This window comes from Faecalibacterium sp. BIOML-A1, assembly GCF_009679715.1.
GTDB classification, from domain to species: Bacteria; Bacillota; Clostridia; order Oscillospirales; family Ruminococcaceae; genus Faecalibacterium; species Faecalibacterium taiwanense.
In genome coordinates, this window is record NZ_WKZJ01000002.1 from 337,024 (window position 1) to 352,963 (window position 15,940).

The 15,940-nt window shown below is 59.1% G+C and carries 16 protein-coding genes; 15 read left to right on the top strand and 1 reads right to left on the bottom strand.

Annotated features, from left to right (window positions below):
- The first annotated feature begins 7 nt into the window (after positions 1-7).
- The 15 genes from rnc (at position 8) to GKG36_RS04070 (ending at position 15,429) form a co-directional block, all read left to right on the top strand.
- Positions 8-682, top strand: coding sequence for a ribonuclease III (gene rnc, locus GKG36_RS04000; RefSeq protein ID WP_005944374.1), 675 nt, complete (start codon positions 8-10; stop codon positions 680-682).
- Complete coding sequence (smc, locus tag GKG36_RS04005) at positions 683-4,240, top strand: chromosome segregation protein SMC (protein ID WP_154259310.1); 3,558 nt, start codon at positions 683-685, stop codon at positions 4,238-4,240. It abuts the gene before it with no gap.
- Positions 4,241-4,271: 31 nt separating this feature from the next.
- Positions 4,272-5,222, top strand: a complete 951-nt coding sequence (gene ftsY / locus GKG36_RS04010) for a signal recognition particle-docking protein FtsY (protein ID WP_154259312.1) — start codon at positions 4,272-4,274, stop codon at positions 5,220-5,222.
- A 93-nt stretch (positions 5,223-5,315) separates the two neighbouring features.
- Positions 5,316-5,948 carry an RdgB/HAM1 family non-canonical purine NTP pyrophosphatase gene (gene rdgB / locus GKG36_RS04015; protein WP_154259314.1) on the top strand — a complete coding sequence of 211 codons (633 nt, stop codon included), beginning with the start codon at positions 5,316-5,318 and terminating at the stop codon, positions 5,946-5,948.
- Positions 5,949-5,961: 13 nt separating this feature from the next.
- Positions 5,962-6,258: a YhbY family RNA-binding protein gene (locus GKG36_RS04020; RefSeq protein ID WP_005944364.1), complete on the top strand. Its 297-nt coding sequence runs from the start codon at positions 5,962-5,964 to the stop codon at positions 6,256-6,258.
- Positions 6,259-6,260: 2 nt separating this feature from the next.
- Positions 6,261-6,944, top strand: a complete 684-nt coding sequence (gene nadD, locus GKG36_RS04025; RefSeq protein WP_005944362.1) for a nicotinate (nicotinamide) nucleotide adenylyltransferase — start codon at positions 6,261-6,263, stop codon at positions 6,942-6,944.
- Positions 6,895-7,473 (top strand): bis(5'-nucleosyl)-tetraphosphatase (symmetrical) YqeK, encoded by a 579-nt coding sequence (gene yqeK, locus GKG36_RS04030; RefSeq protein WP_154259316.1) that lies wholly within the window; start codon positions 6,895-6,897, stop codon positions 7,471-7,473. Before nadD ends, yqeK begins: the two co-directional genes overlap by 50 nt.
- Before the next feature lie 138 nt (positions 7,474-7,611).
- Entirely contained in the window at positions 7,612-8,985 is a 1,374-nt protein-coding gene (locus GKG36_RS04035) for an LCP family protein (RefSeq protein WP_242961883.1), read from the top strand.
- Between the two features lie 22 nt (positions 8,986-9,007).
- Positions 9,008-9,391, top strand: a complete 384-nt coding sequence (rsfS, locus tag GKG36_RS04040; RefSeq protein WP_005944348.1) for a ribosome silencing factor — start codon at positions 9,008-9,010, stop codon at positions 9,389-9,391.
- 248 nt (positions 9,392-9,639) lie between these two features.
- A complete protein-coding gene (gene leuS, locus GKG36_RS04045) occupies positions 9,640-12,189 on the top strand; it encodes a leucine--tRNA ligase (RefSeq protein ID WP_154259318.1) in 2,550 nt (849 codons plus the stop codon).
- 221 nt (positions 12,190-12,410) lie between these two features.
- On the top strand, positions 12,411-12,587 hold the full coding sequence (rpsU, locus tag GKG36_RS04050) for a 30S ribosomal protein S21 (RefSeq protein ID WP_005928271.1): 177 nt from the start codon (positions 12,411-12,413) through the stop codon (positions 12,585-12,587).
- 108 nt (positions 12,588-12,695) lie between these two features.
- Positions 12,696-13,199, top strand: a complete 504-nt coding sequence (locus tag GKG36_RS04055) for a YqeG family HAD IIIA-type phosphatase (RefSeq protein ID WP_154259320.1) — start codon at positions 12,696-12,698, stop codon at positions 13,197-13,199.
- Positions 13,196-14,062 carry a TIM barrel protein gene (locus GKG36_RS04060; RefSeq protein WP_173012875.1) on the top strand — a complete coding sequence of 289 codons (867 nt, stop codon included), beginning with the start codon at positions 13,196-13,198 and terminating at the stop codon, positions 14,060-14,062. Before GKG36_RS04055 ends, GKG36_RS04060 begins: the two co-directional genes overlap by 4 nt.
- Positions 14,063-14,181: 119 nt before the next feature.
- The gene (gene efp / locus GKG36_RS04065) at positions 14,182-14,739 is read left to right on the top strand and encodes an elongation factor P (protein WP_005928281.1); all 558 of its coding nucleotides are present in this window, start codon (positions 14,182-14,184) and stop codon (positions 14,737-14,739) included.
- A gap of 87 nt (positions 14,740-14,826) precedes the next feature.
- Positions 14,827-15,429 carry a CD1247 N-terminal domain-containing protein gene (locus tag GKG36_RS04070; RefSeq protein ID WP_154259322.1) on the top strand — a complete coding sequence of 201 codons (603 nt, stop codon included), beginning with the start codon at positions 14,827-14,829 and terminating at the stop codon, positions 15,427-15,429.
- A gap of 42 nt (positions 15,430-15,471) precedes the next feature.
- Here the strand turns inward: GKG36_RS04070 and GKG36_RS04075 are convergent, their stop codons facing one another.
- The gene (locus GKG36_RS04075) at positions 15,472-15,756 is read right to left on the bottom strand and encodes a hypothetical protein (RefSeq protein WP_154259324.1); all 285 of its coding nucleotides are present in this window, start codon (positions 15,754-15,756) and stop codon (positions 15,472-15,474) included.
- Positions 15,757-15,940: the final 184 nt, after the last annotated feature.

A 15,940-nucleotide genomic window follows, 5' to 3' on the forward strand; every position in this document is an offset into this window, starting at 1 on the left:
AAAACATATGAGCCATCAGTTGGAAACAATTATTGGTTATAAGTTCAAAAACCCGGAGCTGCTGGAGATCGCGCTCACCCATACCAGCTATGCCAACGAGAGCCGCACCCCGGTCAAGCACAACGAGCGGCTGGAATTTCTGGGCGACAGCGTGCTGCAGATCGTCTCGGCAGATTATCTGTTCCACGCCTATGCCGACCGGCCGGAGGGCGATCTGACCCGCATCCGCGCCAGCCTTGTCAGCGAGGGTGCACTGTTCCAGTTCGCGCAGGAGATCGATCTGGGCGAGTACCTGCGCCTTGGCCGCGGCGAGGAGCGCTGCGGCGGACGCACCCGCCCCAGCGTGGTGTCCGATGCGTTTGAAGCGCTGATCGCGGCTTTGTATCTGGATGGCGGCATGGATGTGGCCCGCAGCTTCATCCTGCCCTTTATCACCGAGGGCAAGCACGCCGAGGCTGACTATAAGACCCGCCTGCAGGAGATCGTGCAGCAGAACCCGGAAGAGCGGTTGAGCTATGTAGTAGAAAGCGAGTCCGGCCCGGATCACGACAAGCATTTCGTGGTGGCTGTGCGGTTCAACTCTGACCGCGTGGCCCGTGGCGAAGGCCGCAGCAAAAAGGCCGCTGAGCAGTGCGCCGCCAAAGAAGCGCTCAAGCTGCTGGGCGTGATAAAGGAAAAGTAAATGGTATTCAAGGAACTGGAGATCCAGGGCTTCAAGAGCTTTCCCGATAAAGTCAAAATTCGGTTCGACGCAGGCGTTACCGGTGTGGTGGGTCCCAACGGCTCCGGCAAGTCGAACCTTTCGGACGCAGTGCGCTGGGTGCTGGGCGAGACCAGCTCCCGCCAGCTGCGTGCGGCAGGCAAGATGGAGGACGTGATCTTCGGCGGCACCCGGCGGCGCGGAGCCATGGGCTTTGCGCAGGTGCGGCTGACGCTGGATAACGCAGACCACACCTTTGATGTGGATGCGGACGAAGTGACCATTGGCCGCAAATATTACCGCTCCGGCGACAGCGAGTATACCATCAACGGGCAGGTGTGCCGGTTGAAGGATGTGTACGAACTTTTGCTGGATACCGGCATTGGCCGCGACGGCTACTCGGTGATCGGGCAGGGCCGCATTGCGGAGATCGTGGCCGCAAAAAGCAGTGAGCGCCGCGAGATCTTTGAGGAAGCCTGCGGCATTGCCAAGTACCGCTACCGCAAGACCGAGGCAGAACGCCGCCTTGCTGCGGCGGGCGAAAACCTTGAACGCCTGCGGGACATCCTTGGTGAGCTGGAAAGCCGGGTAGGCCCGCTGGAAAAAGAGAGCGCCAAGGCAGAAAAGTTCCTCGAGCTGGCCGCACAGCGCAAAACGCTGGAAGTGACCCTGTGGACCGATGGTGTGCACCGCGCGCGCGAAGCCGTGCGCCAGCAGGTGCGGGACTACGAGACAGCACAGGCCGACTACGAGCGCTTTGACCGGGAGACGAAAGCCGCCGAGCAGGAGGCTGAGGAGATCCGGATGCAGGCACAGCAGCTTACGGTTGCTGTTGAGCGCCTGAATGGGGATATCCGCAGCATCACCGAGCAGATCAGCGGGTCGGAGAGCCGTATCGCTGTGCTGGAAAACGACATCCTCCGCAACGAGGAGAGCGCCGCATCCCTGCAGGAAGAGATCAGCGCCGGGGAACAGGACAGCACCGAGGCACAGGCCGCCTTGCAGCGCCACCGGGCCGTGGCAAAGACCATGGAAGCGGAGGGCGAAAAGCTGGCGGCAGAGATCGAAGCACTGAACGCGGAGATCGCACGTCTGACCGATGCCAGCAGTGCCAGCGGTGCCCGCAAGGATACCCTGAAAGCAGAACTTGCCGGCCTGACAGCCCGGCGCACCGAAGCGCAGGTGGCGCAGGCCGCTGCCGAAGCTGCCGGGGAAACAGCCCGCCAGCGCCTGCCTGCCCTTGAGCAGAGCGTGCAGGAAAGCACCGCCCAGCGGGACGAAGCAAAGCAGGATCTGGACGACACCATCAAGTACCGCCGGATGCTGGAAGAAAACGAGAAGCAGCTGGCAAATGTCCGTTCCGGCGTGGAACTCAAGCTGAAAGGCCGCAAAGCCGCGCTGGACGATGCCGACGCGGCAGAGCAGAAGCTTGGCCGGGAGCTGGATGCCGCCCGCCAGCGTCTTTCGGTGCTGCGGGAGCTGGAAAAGAACATGGACGGCTACCAGAACTCGGTCAAGGCCGTCATGCGTGCCGCCGGTGCCCGCCGCCTGCGGGGGGTCATCGGGCCGGTGTCCGCTATCCTGACGGTGGAGCCGGGCTGTGAGGTGGCTGTGGAGACCGCCCTTGGCGGCGCATTGCAGAACATCGTGGTGGAAAACGAGGCCGCCGCCAAAGCGGCCATCGCCCTGCTGCGCAATGACAATGCGGGCCGCGCCACCTTTCTGCCGCTGGACACCGTCCAGCCCGGCGTGTTCCGGGGACGTCTTTCCGGCACGGCGCGTCTGGCTTCCAGCCTTGTACAGGCCGACCGCCGGTACGACAACATCGTATCGAACCTGCTGGGCCGCATCATCGTGGTGGACGACATCAACGAAGCCTCCCGCGTGGCGCGGGACAACGGCTTCCGCAGCAAGGTGGTCACCATGGATGGTCAGGTGGTCAATGCAGGCGGCAGCTTTACCGGCGGCAGTGTCCAGCGCAGCGCGGGCCTGTTCACCCGCAAGCAGGAGATGGAAGAGCTGCGGGTGAAAGCGGCCAAGTTACAAAAAGACTGCCTTGCTGCACAGGAAAAGACCGACCGCTGCAAAGAGCAGGTGGATGCCCTTCAGGCAGAGCTGACCGCCACGGCCAGTGAGCAGATCACCGCCGCCAACGACAAAGTGCGTGCCGAGGCAGAGCAGAAGCGGCTGGAAGCTGCTGCCGCCCAGCTGGAAACGGCCCGCAGCAACGGCCAGCAGCAGATCGACGCTTTGCAGGCGGCCATGACAGAGAGCCGTGGCAAAGCAGAGGAAGCTGCCAGCCTGCAGGCCCGGCTGACGGCAAAGATCGACCTGCTGACGGCGGAGATGAACCGAATTGCCGAAGGCGACGACAACTTTGTGGCCCAGCAGACCGAACTGAGCCAAAAGCTCAGCGCAAAGCGGCTGGAACAGGTGACCCGCCAGAAGGATGCAGAACTGGCCTACAGCCAGATCGCGGCACTGCAACAGCGGGCACAGGATGCCGCTGCCCGCCGCGCCACGATGGAAGAAAGCCTTGGGGCACTGGCACAGCGCAGCGAGAGCTGCCGGGCAGAAATTGCAGCCATCCGGCAGGCAAAGTCCGACAGCCAGACCGAGATCGCCCAAAAAGAAAAGGCAATCCGGGAAGCCACGGAACAGCGGCTGGAACGCCAGCAGGCTGAAACAGCGGCACTGAGCCGGGCGCGTACATCCTCCGACAGCCGCGAGGAAATGGGGCGCGAGATGGCCCGCCTTGCAGAGCGCAAGGCCGCTGCCGAGACCGAGTACGACCAGACCGTGGCAAAGCTGTGGGATGAATATCAGCTCTCGGTCAGTCAGGCAGAGAACCTTTGCGTGGAGTTTGAAAGCCTGACGGCCCTGCGCGCACAGGTGGCCGACCTGCGCGGCAAAATTCGCGCCCTTGGCAGCGTGAATGTGAGCGCCATCGAGGAATACAAGGAGGTCAAGGCCCGCTACGATGCCCTGATGCATCAGGTGACCGATGTGGAAGAAAGCCGCAATGAGCTGACCCGCATGATCTCCAAGCTTTCGGCACAGATGCGGGAGATCTTCTCCGACAGCTTCCGCGCCATCAACGAAAACTTTGGCCGCGTATTTACCGAGCTGTTCGGCGGCGGCGAAGCCAGCCTTGTGCTGGAGGATGAAAGCGATGTGCTGTCCTGCGGCATCGGCATCCGGGTGGCACCGCCGGGCAAGGTGATCAAAAATCTGGAAGCGCTTTCCGGCGGCGAGCAGGCGCTGGTGGCCATCAGCATCTACTTTGCCATTCTGGCGGTCAACCCGGCCCCGTTCTGTATTCTGGACGAGATCGAAGCCGCTCTGGACGATGCCAATGTGGTGCGTTTTGCCCAGTACTTACGCCGGGTGAGCGACAAGACCCAGTTCATCGTCATCACCCACCGCCGCGGCACAATGGAAGCCGCGAATGTGCTTTACGGCGTTACCATGCAGGAGGACGGCGTGTCCAAGCTGCTCAAGCTTGATCTGGAACAGGTTGACGCAACGCTGGTTTCCTGATATATATTAAAGAAAAAGATAGGAGGACACCATGGGGTTCTTCGGATTTGGCAAGAAAAACAAAGAAAAAGAACAGGAAAAAATGAAAACGGGTCTGGAAAAGACCCGCACCGGTTTCTGGGGCAATATCCTCAACACCCTCACCGGCAGCGTCATCGACGATGATATGTACGATGAGCTGGAAGAGCAGCTCATCCTTGCAGATGTGGGCGGCGAGGTGGCCGTGCGTCTGGTGGATAAGCTGCGCGACCGTGTGCACGAAAAGGGCCTGAAGACCGGCGAAGAGGCGGCGGATGCCCTGCGCGACATCATTGCCGAGGAAATGACACCGGATGCCGAGATGGATCTTTCCGGCAAGCCGGCCGTTATTCTGGTCATTGGCGTGAACGGCGTGGGCAAGACCACCAGCATTGCAAAGCTGGCCGATCACTACACCCGCGAGGGCAAAAAGGTGATGCTGGCCGCAGGCGATACCTTCCGTGCTGCAGCCAGCGAACAGCTGGAGATCTGGGCTGACCGCGCCGGTGTGCCCATTGTGAGCGCAGGCGAGGGCGCAGACCCGGCGGCTGTCATTTTCGACACCGTAAAGTCTGCCACCGCACGCGGTTATGACATGGTCATTGCCGACACCGCAGGCCGTCTGCACAACAAGGCAAACCTGATGGCAGAGCTTTCCAAGATCAGCCGCAGCGTCAAGAAGGCCAGCCCGGAAGCCAGCCTTGAAACGCTGCTGGTGCTGGATGCCATCACCGGCCAGAACGCCATCAGTCAGGCCAAGGAATTCTGCAAGGCTGCAGATGCTACCGGCATCATCCTGACCAAGCTGGACGGCACCGCCAAGGGCGGCTGCGTGGTAGCGGTCAAGCAGCGTCTGGGCCTGCCGGTGCGCTTCATCGGCGTGGGCGAGGGCATCGACGACCTGCTGCCCTTTACCCCGGAGGGCTTTGTGGAAGAGCTGCTCCCGCGCCAGTGGAAGCACTAAAATAGAACCCTCTCACCGTTCCGTCCGCTTGCAGCGGCGCGGAGACGGAGCTCTCCCAAAGGGGCGAGCTTTGAAAGCGGAAGGAGTATTAAGATGAAAATTTGTGCAGCTACCGGCAACGCCGGAAAGCTCCGCGAACTGCGCCGCATTCTGGAAGCGCAGGGCCACGAGGTGGTCAGCCAGAAGCAGCTGGGCATCACCATCGAGCCGGAGGAGACCGGCACCACCTTTGCCGAAAACGCCCTCATCAAGGCTGAAACCATCTGCAAGGCATGCGGCCTGCCCACCATCGCCGATGACTCCGGCCTGTGCGTGGAGGCGCTGGGCGGTGCGCCTGGCGTCTACAGTGCCCGCTACTGCGGCCGCCACGGCGACGACGAAGCCAACAACGACAAGCTTCTGGACGCCATGCAGGCTGTGCCTGCCGGGCAGCGGGGTGCAAAGTTTGTGTCCGCGGTGTGCTTCATCCTGCCGGATGGGCGGCATCTGACCTGCATGGGCGAATGCCCGGGCAGCATCGCCTTTGAACGGCTGTGCGGGGACTACGGCTTTGGCTACGATCCGCTGTTCATCCCCACCGACTGCGGCGTGGGAAAGCACGATAAGCGCCCCAACACCGAGGGCCGCAGCTACGCCCAGCTGACCCCGGACGAAAAGGATGCCATCAGCCACCGCGGCAATGCGCTGGCGGAATTGGAAAAAGAACTACCTGATTTTTTGAAATAAAAGGAGAAAAACTATGCTGACAAGCAAACAGCGCGCCATTCTGCGCGGCAAGGCAAACACCATGGACCCCGTTTTCATCGTGGGTAAGGGCGAGATCGACGAGACCATGATCCAGGGCGTGAAGGACTGTCTGGATGCCCGTGAGCTCATCAAGCTCAAGGTGCTGGAAAACAGCATGTACAATGCCCGTGAAGCTTCGGTCAAGCTGGCTGAGGCCACCGGTGCCGACTGCGTACAGGTGATCGGCTCCAAGTTCGTGCTGTACCTGCAGAAGAAAAAGGACAGCGCCTACGCTGATCTGCTGAAGTAAAAATGAAAGTTCTTCTCTACGGCGGTACATTTGACCCGCCCCATAACGGCCACCTGAACAATCTGCGCGCTGCCGCTGCCCGCGTGCAGCCGGATAAGGTGGTGGTGATGCCTGCCGGGCTTTCGCCCTTCAAGCAGAAGACCTCTGCGCCGGGCGCACTGCGGCTGGAAATGTGCAGCTGCTTCCATGCACTGGAAGAGGATGCGGACACGATCCCGCAGCTGGAAGTCAGCGGCTGGGAGATCGAGCAGGCCGCTGCCGGAAACCGCAACTATACGGTGCTCACGGTGGAAAAACTGGCTCGGGAAAATCCCGGGGCACAGCTGTACCTTGCCATTGGCAGCGATATGCTGCTGAGCTTTGACGGCTGGCACCGCTGGCAGGATATCCTGCGCCTTGCCCATCTGGTGGTCACCAGCCGCCATGTGGGCGACGACCCCGAGCTGCACGCAAAGGCTCTCCGGCTGGACCCTACCGGGGCACGCATCCTGTTTGCACCGGTACAGGCGCTGCCCATGGCCAGCAGCGACATCCGCACCCGTCTGACTGCAGGCGAAGGGTGTGAAGCTGAGCTGCCGGAGGCGGTGCGGGCGGTCATCCGCCGGGAGAAACTCTACAAAAAGGAAGTATCAGCCAATGAACCTCAAACAGGCAAAGGAGCTTGTGCGCGGCCGCTTGAGCGATAAGCGCTATGAGCATACCTTGAATGTAAAAAAAATGGCCGTCAAGCTGGCAAAGATCTACGGTGAGGATGAGGAGCGCGCCGCGCTGGCAGCCCTGCTGCACGACTCGGCCAAGGAGATCGGCAAGGATGAGATGCGCGAGATCCTGCGCGCTTACCCCCAGTATGCCGAGGGCGGCGAAGAGCGCCCGGCCCCGGTGTGGCACGGCGTGTGCGCCGCCATTCTGGCCCGCACCCAGTGGGGTGTGACCGACGAAGCGGTGCTTAGCGCTATTGCCTGCCACACGGCGGGCAAACCCGGCATGACCCGGCTTGACAAAATTTTGTATCTGGCCGATATGACCAGCGCGGAGCGGGACTGGCCCGGCGTGGAAAAGCTGCGCAAGCTGGAAAAAAAGAATCTGGATGCCGCTATGCTGGCCGCGCTGAAGCAGACTAACGATTTTGTGCTCTCGCAGGGCAAGCCCCTTGACCCGATGTCCAAGGCTGCCTATGAGGATATCCTTGCCCGCAGCGGGAAGAATGAACGGTGAGAGCACAGCTGCTCTGAAACAAGCGGAAACAGAAAACGGATTGCAGATTTCGTCGGATAATGCTATACTTAAGAGCATGACAGGTCTGCAGGAACATTTTTTTGCAGGACCGCGAAAATCTGGAGGATACAAAAAAGCATGAGCCAGACGCCACGCCATATCAATACTTCGCGTTCTCTGAACCGGCCGGATCCGGCAGCAGCCGCACCGCGCCACGCTGCGTCCAGCACGGATGCAAAGCAGAGCGCAGGCGGTGCACACAATGAGCCGCCGCGCCGCCCGGCACAGGGAGCAGGGCAGAAGCCGCCGCGCCGCCGCAAAAAGAAAAAGAAAATGCCCCTCTGGCTGCCTTTTGCAGTGGTCATGGCCATCATCGCGGTGATCTCCGGTGTGGTGGTGTACGGAGTCAGCCTTGTAAACAAGGTGGAGGACAGCATCCGCCCGGACGACAGCACCCCTACCATTGAGGAAGAGGTGAAGACAGCCGAGGAATACAAGGGCGATGTGGTGAACATTCTGGTCTGCGGCATCGACTATGAAGAGGGCCGCAATTATTCCAACGACCCCACCTCTAACGACGGCATGACCGACATGATCCTGTACGTGCAGTTCGACATCAAGAACGGTGCGCTGCGGATGCTGCAGATCCCCCGCAACAGCCTTGTCACCACCAAGAACAAAAAAATCACCCTTTCCAATGGCAAGACCTACGCCGCCACGAATTATCAGATCAACTCGGTGGCAATCTCCAATGGCGGCAGCATCGCCGCTCTGGCCGATGTCATCTACGATCAGTTCCGGCTGCCCATCGATTACTATGTGACGGTGGATATGCAGGCACTGGTGGATATGGTGGATAACTTTGGCGGCATTGAGGTGTATATCCCTCACGATATGTCCTACGGCGGCAGCAAGCTGCTCAAGGGCTACCGCAATCTGAACGGCGCATCGGCAGAGTTCTTTGTGCGCTGCCGCCACGGCGACGGCTACGCCAATTCCGATATCGACCGCCTGAACATGCAGCGCTATTTCTATGCCGGCCTGTTCAAGCGTGCCCGCGCCATGGGCGTTACCGATATCCTGAACCAGCTGCCGCTGGTGTTCAAAAACTATATCAAGACGGATATGGACATTTCCACCATTGCAAAGCTGGTGGTGTCTTTCCTCAAGCTCGACAGCTCCAACATCATTCTGGCGCAGACACCGGTGTTCATGGGCGTGCCCAACGTGGGCAAGACCGACACCTTTGCCGGTTACTCCTGCGTGGTGCCGGATGCGGGTTCCATTGCAAACCTGCTCAACCAGTATTTCTGCACCTACACCGGCCCCATTGATGTGAGCGAAATGAATCTTGTCACCGACGAGTGGCCCCACGGCAGTGCATCCACCGATGCCAACGTGCAGTATATGGGCCGCATCGATAAGGAGTCGGACGATGCCATCCTGAACGGCGATACAGACCTTGATGGCGCTGTTACCACCGACGGTCAGGCCGCAGGCTCCGCAAACTGAAACTGACAGAAAGGAAAAACATATGGAGAACTTCAACGACAGCAAGGCGCTTGCCATTGAGATCGCAAAGATCCTGGATAAGAAAAAGGCCCACGATGTGCGCGTGCTCAAGGTGGAAAGCCTGACCGTGCTCACAGATTACTTCGTTATTGCCTCCGGCACTTCCACCACGCAGGTGGCATCTCTGGCCGACGAGGTGGAGTATGAGCTTTCCCAGAAGGGCCTGGAGCCCTACAGCACGGAGGGCTACGATTCCAAGAACTGGGTGCTGCTGGATTATTCCAACGTCATCGTGCACGTATTCGTACCCAACACCCGCACCTATTACGATCTGGAGCACCTGTGGGCAGATGGTGAGCCCATTGATATCTCCGAGTACCTCACCCCTGACAGCACCCTTGAATGATTCAGGCAAACAGCTGTCTACCTGAAAAAAGAACCCTCTCAGTCAGGGCGTCCGCCCTGACAGCTCCCCCGAAAGGGGGAGCTTGCGCAAAAGAGGGAAGGCTGCGGTCTGCACAAAACCTCTCCCCTTCGGGAGAGGTGGCATCGCGCAGCGATGACGGAGAGGGTTTTCTGGCAAAGGCAGATAGCTTGAAAGCATACGCCCCCAAGCAACGGTATTTTGGATAAAGTCTGGAGCTGATTAACAACATGAAGTACGATTACAAGGCAGTTGAAGCCAAGTGGCAGAAGGTGTGGGAGGACGAAAAGACCTTCCATGTCGAGATCGACCACAAAAAACCCAAGTTCTATGCACTGGTCGAGTTCCCGTATCCGTCGGGTGCCGGCCTGCATGTAGGCCATCCCCGTAGCTACACCGCGCTGGACGTGGTCAGCCGCAAGCGCCGTCAGAACGGCTACAATGTGCTGTACCCCATGGGCTGGGACGCTTTTGGCCTGCCCACTGAGAACTTTGCCATGAAGAACCACATCCACCCGGCCATTGTCACCAAGAACAATGTGGACCACTTCCGCAGCCAGCTGAAGGCTTTGGGCTTCTCCTTTGACTGGGATCGTGAGATCAATACCACCGACCCCGAGTACTACAAGTGGACCCAGTGGATCTTCCTGCAACTGTATAAGCATGGTCTGGCTTACAAGAAGGAAATGAACGTCAACTGGTGCACCGGCTGCAAGTGCGTGCTGGCCAACGAGGAAGTTGTCAACGGCGTGTGCGAGCGCTGCGGCAGCGAGGTCGTTCACCGCGTCAAGAGCCAGTGGATGCTCAAGATCACCGCTTATGCCGATAAGCTGATCGATGGTCTGGACGGTCTGGATTACATTGAGCGCGTTGCCACCCAGCAGAAGAACTGGATCGGCCGCAGCCACGGCGCAGAGGTCAACTTCGGCACCACCGCAGGCGATACCCTGACCGTGTACACCACCCGCTGTGACACTCTGTTTGGTGCCACCTACATGGTCGTTTCTCCGGAGCACGCTATGGTCAAGGAGTGGCTGGACAAGGGCATCCTCAAGAATGCCGATGCTGTCAAGGCCTATCAGGCCGAGGCAGCCCGCAAAAGCGACTTTGAGCGCAGCGAGCTGAACAAGGAAAAGACCGGTGTCAAGCTGGAAGGCGTCATGGGCATCAACCCGGTCAACGATACCGAGATCCCCATCTTTATCTCGGACTACGTTCTGTCCACCTACGGCACCGGTGCCATCATGGCTGTGCCCGCCCACGATACCCGCGACTGGGAGTTTGCCAAGAAGTTCGGCCTGCCCATCATCGAGGTGGTCAAGGGCAATACCCCGTCCAATCTGGACGAAGCCGCCTTCACCGATGTGGCCACCGGCACGCTGGTCAACTCCGGCTTCCTGAACGGCCTGTCCGTCACCGATGCAAAGAAAAAGATGATCGACTGGCTGGAGGCAAACGGCAAGGGCTGCGATAAGGTCAACTACAAGCTGCGCGACTGGGTGTTCAGCCGTCAGCGCTACTGGGGCGAGCCCATCCCCATGGTCAAGTGTGAAAAGTGCGGCTGGCAGCCTCTGCCCGAGAGCAGCCTGCCCCTGACCCTGCCGGACATCACCGATTTTGAGCCGGGTCCGGACGGAGAATCTCCGCTGGCCCGCCACAAGGACTGGGTCAAGACCACCTGCCCCTGCTGCGGCGGCCCCGCTACCCGCGAGACTGACACCATGCCCCAGTGGGCCGGTTCTTCCTGGTACTTCCTGCGCTACATGGACCCCCACTGCAAGGATGCCATTGCTTCCAAGGAAGCTCTGGAATACTGGTCTCCGGTGGACTGGTACAACGGCGGCATGGAGCACACCACCCTGCATCTGCTGTACAGCCGTTTCTGGCATAAGTTCCTGTATGATATCGGCGCTGTGCCTTCTCCGGAACCCTACCAGAAGCGCACCGCTCACGGCATGATCCTGGGCCTGAACCCCCACAGCTTTGTCAACCTGCCCGCTGAGGAGCAGGAAAAGCTGCTGAAGGAGTACGGCAGCCAGAAGGCCGCTGAAAAGGCTCTGGAAGAAAAGTACGGCGAAATGGCACGCCACCCCATCGTGAAGATGTCCAAGTCTCTGGGTAACGTCATCAACCCGGACGAGGTGGTGGACCAGTACGGTGCTGACACCATGCGTCTGTACGAGATGTTCATGGGCGACTTTGAACAGGCTGCACCGTGGCAGACCTCTGCCATTGCAGGCTGCAACCGCTTCCTGGACCGCGTGTGGACGCTGAGCGACAAGCTGGTGGAGGGCGAGGGCTATCGCCCGCAGGTCGAGACCCTGATGCACCAGACCATCAAGAAGGTGGGCGCTGACATCGAGACCCTGAAGATGAACACCGCCATTGCCCAGCTCATGACGCTGGTGAACGCCCTGTACGACAACGGCGGCGCGACCAAGGCCGAGCTGGAGACCGTTGTTCAGCTGCTGAACCCGTTTGCCCCCCACATGACCGAAGAGCTGTGGGAGAAGCTGGGCCACAGCCACGACGAGCAGCTGGCTTACTACCCCTGGCCCAAGTACGAAGAGGCCAAGTGCGTGGAAAGCACAGTGGAGATCGCTGTGCAGGTGAACGGCAAGGTGAAGGCCCGCCTGAAGGTGGCTGCCGACATTGACGCTGCTGCCGCCATTGCTGCCGCCAAGGCTGACCCCGCTGTTGCTGCCGCTCTGGAAGGCAAGCAGCTGGTTAAGGAGATCTACGTCAAGGGCCGTCTGGTCAATCTGGCTGTCAAGGGCTAAACCAACCGATACCCTGCCGAAAGGCTGGATATACAACTATCCGCAGAGGCGGACTGGCGCATAAAACACCCGGGAACGTTTATTCAAAATCTTTTCAAAGATTTTGCGCAAAAAACTTTCAAAAAAAGGTTGACGAACCGGAGAAAATGCGCTATACTGTCTACTGTTAGTTACCATGTAACAACGAAATTCCTGCCTCACGGTCCAAGGGAGGGAATAAGATGTCGGAAATTCGTGTTAAGGAGGGCGAGTCGCTGGAAAGCGCACTGCGTCGCTTCAAGCGCAGCACCGCTCGCAGCGGTGTGCTCGCAGAGGTCCGTAAGCGCGAGGCTTACGAGAAGCCGTCTGTCAAGCGCAAGAAGAAGTCCGAAGCAGCCCGCAAGCGCAAGTTCAAGTAATTGATCACTTGAAGTCGCTGTTGCTTTAGATTTCATACGCGTTGCTAACGCCGATGTAGGGGAGCCTGTATTGCAGGCTCCCCTATTTTCATTGCAGGGAGAAATACTATGCTCATCACCCCCGAATACGTTTTCAAGGATGTCACCCACATCACGCCGGAATGGCTGGCGGAAAAAGGCATCACTGCGCTGGTGCTGGATATCGATAACACCCTCACCGCCGACCGCAGTCAGGAGCTGCCGGAAGATGTGGCCGTGTGGCTGGACACTATGCGCAGGGCGAGCGTCAAGCTCACCATCGTGTCCAACGGTGCGGAAAAGCGGGTGCGGCCCTTTGCCCAGAAGCTGGGCCTTGCGTACCTGTACCGCTCTGCAAAGCCGCTGCCCTTTGCTCTGATGGCGGCGCAGCACCGCATGGGCGTGAAGCGCCGTCAGATGGCGATGGTGGGCGACCAGCTCTATGCCGACCGCATGGCGGCAGCGCTGTACGGCATTCCGGGCTTGATGGTGGTGCCCCGCGGCCCGGACCTCGGTGCGCAGGTCATCCTCAAGCGTAAGTGGGAGAAAAAACACTGGCAGAAATACTATGACCGGGGAGGCAAGACCCTGTGAGCGATTGGAAGATCCGGTTCGGCACCGCAGGCACCAGCGACAGCTTTTCCGCCCAAGGCTACAAAAGCAGCTTGGATGTGCCGGAGTACACCGCAAAGATGGGACTGAACGCCTTCGAGTACCAGTGCGGGCGCGGCGTGCGTCTGGGGCTGGACAAGGCCGCAAAAATGGCCGCACTGGCCGGGCCAAAGGATATCCTGTTCAGCGTGCATGCACCGTATTATATCAGCATGTCCAGTCTGGAAGAGGAAAAGCGGCTCAACAGCATCCAGTATCTGCTGCAAAGTGCGGCGGTGTGCAAAGCGCTGGGCGGCAGACGCATCATCTTCCACTCCGGCAGCTGCGGCAAGCAGAGCCGGGAAGCGGCCCTTGAAAAAGCGCTGGATACCATGCGCCGTGCCGTGGAAGCGCTGGATGAAGCGGGTTTTGCCGATATGACTCTCTGCCCGGAAACCATGGGCAAGATCGGCCAGCTGGGCACACTGGACGAGGTGCTGGCGCTGTGCAGCGTGGATAAGCGCATTACGCCCTGCATCGACTTCGGCCACCTGAATGCCCGCACTCTGGGCGGCATCCGCTCGAAAGAGGACTACGCTGCCATCCTTGACCGCATGGCAGAAAAGCTGGGGGACCAACGGGCAGAACGGTTCCATGTGCATTTTTCCCGCATCGAGTATTCGGCGGGCGGCGAAAAGCGCCACTGGACCTTTGCCGAGACCCAGTTCGGCCCGGAGCCGCAGCCGCTGATGGAACTGCTGGCTGAGCGGAAGCTGCAGCCGGTTATCATCTGCGAGAGCGCGGGCACGCAGGCTGAGGATGCCGGGACTATGCAGCAGATGTACCATGCAGCGTGCAAAACGTAAAAAATTTTGTGTTTTTATCGTCTTTTTTGCCGAAACCCCTTGCCAAATGCAAACGGATTGGGTAAAATAAATAGAGATATGCGTTAAGCATTTGAGATTAAACTAATGGAGGAATTCCTATGATTTCTGCAGGCGAGTTTCGCAATGGCGTGACCTTTGAGCAGGACGGCCAGGTTCTTCAGGTCGTTGAGTTCCAGCACGTGAAGCCCGGCAAGGGCGCTGCCTTTGTCCGTACCAAGACCAAGAACGTGATTACCGGCTCTGTGGTTGAGACCAGCTACAACCCGACCGCAAAGTTCCCGCAGGCTTTCATCGAGCGCAAGGACGTGACCTATAGCTACGAGGATGGCGATCTGTACCACTTCATGGACAACGAGACCTACGATGACATCCCCGTCAACGCAGCCGATGTGCCCGATAACTTCAAGTTCTGCAAGGAGAACGAGCTGTGCAAGCTGCTGAGCTACAAGGGCAAGGTGTTCAGCGTCGAGATCCCCAACTTCATCGAGCTGGAAGTTACCCAGACCGAGCCGGGTGTCAAGGGCAACACTGCCACCAACACCCTGAAGCCCGCTACCGTCGAGACCGGTGCTGAGATTCGTGTGCCTCTGTTCATCAACGAGGGCGACCACATCCGCATCGATACCCGCACCGGCGAGTATATGGAGCGCGTCTGATCCCTTTAACGCCAAACCGGGCTGCGGGCAACCGTTTGCCCGGTTTTTTAAAACTCCGATTTTTCTCATTTTAAGGAGGGCATTCGTATGGAACTGAACAAAAAGGCAGCTTATCTGCAGGGTCTGGTCGATGGTCTGGGCATTGATGATACCACCAAAGAGGGCAAGATCATCAAGGCCATGAGCGCACTGCTGGGTGAAATGGCTGAGGTCATCGAGAGCGTGGACGAAGATCTTTCCCGCGCCTACGACCAGATCAACGACCTGAGCGATGAGCTGGAAGATCTGGAAGCAGATCTGTACGAGGAGGAGGACGAAGACGGCGAAAGCGAGGACGCTGAGGATGAGGACTCCGGCGACGACGACGATGACGATGACGATGCCAAGGATGATGACATCGCCAGCGAGCCGTTCTATGAAGTGGCCTGCCCCAACTGCGGCGAGACCGTTTACGTCAGCGAGGATGATCTGGATGCAGGCGAAGCCAACTGCGCGCACTGCGGCGTGACCTTTGAGGTCGCTCTGGAAGGGGATGGCGAAGAGGATGCCGAGGATGGCCCCGTGCAGTACGAAGTGACCTGCCCGGACTGCGGCACCACCGCCGTGTTTGAGGAAGACGAACTGCTGGACGGCGCACCCAAGTGCCCGAACTGCGGCAAGCCCCTCGACTTTGAAGTGACCGAAGAATAAACAAAAAAGACCGCTGCACTCCGGTGCAGCGGTCTTTTTTGTTTACTGTGCGTTTGCCTTCTGCAGCCAGATGCTGCCGATGTCCAAAGCGTTGTACAGGCCGATCTTGGTAGTCTGACGCATCACGCGCTCCTGCGGAGCCTTGGTGGTGTCGGTAGAGAGCAGCATCAGGTGGACCTTGTCTGCAATCTGCTGGTCGCCCACAGGCTTGGTGGTCGTGATCTGCAGATAGAGCACATATGGGTCGGTCATATTGCCGTAGTACAGCTCATTGTCCTTGCGGACGAGGGGCTTGCCTTTATAAGTCAGTTTTGGAGTAAATGCCATCGTGAAAGCCTCCCTATCAATAGTAGTTCAGTTCAGTATAACACATCTATGGTACAGGATGCAAGCTTTTGACCCGATAGAAGGCGGGCTTTTTGCACACAATGGCATGCCTGCGTGCAAAAGAATCTGCAATTTTAGGCACTCTGGCAGAAAACGGGTCTTGCCGGAATGCACAGATATGGTA